Here is a 1,630-nt window from a genome sequence, read left to right on the forward strand (position 1 = left end):
ATCAATTGGTTAAGCTATAAAGAGCGCAGGGTGGATGCCTTGGCACTAAGAGCCGATGAAAGACGTGATAAGCTGCGAAAAGCTTCGGGGAGGAGCAAATATCCATTGATCCGGAGATATCTGAATGGGGAAACCTGGCTGAGAAGACCTCAGTCGTCGTATGGTGAATCCATAGCCATACGTCGGGAACCGCCTGAACTGAAACATCTAAGTAGGGCGAGGAAAAGAAAGAAAACTCGATTTCCAAAGTAGCGGCGAGCGAAATGGAAAGAGCCTAAACCGGAGCGCGTGCGTTCCGGGGTTACGGACTGCAATATGTGAGCTTTAGGATAGTGGAACGGTCTGGGAAGTCCGATCACAGAGGGTGAAAATCCCGTACACGAAATCCAAAGGCAGCTAGCAGAATCCAAAGTACCACGAGACACGAGAAACCTTGTGGGAAGTCGGGGGGACCACCCCCCAAGGCTAAATACTCCTTAGTGACCGATAGCGCATAGTACTGTGAAGGAAAGGTGAAAAGGACCCCGGGAGGGGAGTGAAAGAGAACCTGAAACCCTGTGTTTACAAGCTGTGGAAGCACTTTATATGTGCAACCGCGTACTTTTTGTAGAACGGTCCGGCGAGTTACCTGTACTGGCAAGGTTAAGCACTCAAGGTGCGGAGCCGAAGGGAAACCAAGTCTTAATAGGGCCACAGTCAGTATGGGTAGACCCGAAACCGGGTGATCTATCCATGTCCAGGTTGAAGCTGCCGTAAAAGGCGGTGGAGGACCGAACACACATCCGTTGAAAAGGGTGGTGATGAGGTGTGGATAGGGGAGAAATTCCAATCGAACCCGGAGATAGCTGGTTCTCCTCGAAATAGCTTTAGGGCTAGCCTCGTGTTAGTCTCCTGGAGGTAGAGCACTGAATTCTTAAGGGGGCGTCAAAGCTTACCAAGAGATATCAAACTCCGAATGCCAGAGAGATGATGCACGGGAGTCAGACGGCACGAGATAAGTTGGGTCGTCAAAAGGGAAAGAGCCCAGACCACCAGCTAAGGTCCCAAAGTGCGTGTTAAGTGGAAAAGGATGTGGGATTTCGAAGACAACTAGGATGTTGGCTCAGAAGCAGCCACACATTCAAAGAGTGCGTAATAGCTCACTAGTCGAGAGGTCCTGCGCCGAAAATGTCCGGGGCTGAAACACGACACCGAAGCTGTGGACTTGCCTTAATGGCAAGTGGTAGAGGAGCATTCTTAACTGCGGCGAAGCAGTACCGATAAGGAGCTGTGGAGTGTTAAGAAGAGAGAATGCCGGAATGAGTAGCGAGATGGAGGTGGGAATCCTCCAGGCCGAATATCTAAGGTTTCCAGAGTAAAGCTGATCTGCTCTGGGTAAGTCGGGACCTAAGGCAAGGTCGAAAGACGTAGTCGATGGACAACAGGTTGAAATTCCTGTACCACATATCATCAGAACTGTGGGGACACAGGGCGATAACCAGACCCGGGAATGAAAAGACCGGGGCAAGCGAAGAAGGAGTTAAGCCGGCAAATCCGCTTAACAATCCGAAGACGTGATGCGGACCGAACAAAAGTAGGGAAGCTGGAGATTCGAACTGTCAAGAAAAGCCGCTATTGTGTGATATGTGCC

At 50.6% G+C, this 1,630-nt stretch carries 1 rRNA gene (cut by a window edge); it reads left to right on the forward strand.

The window, feature by feature from the left end:
* Window positions 1–7: 7 nt before the first annotated feature.
* Window positions 8–1,630, forward strand: a 23S ribosomal RNA gene (locus DWY84_RS17590); its annotated part runs 1,159 nt beyond the window's last position; the annotation flags it as partial.

The organism is Clostridium sp. AF27-2AA, assembly GCF_003478505.1.
Taxonomy (GTDB): Bacteria; Bacillota; Clostridia; order Lachnospirales; family Lachnospiraceae; genus Brotaphodocola.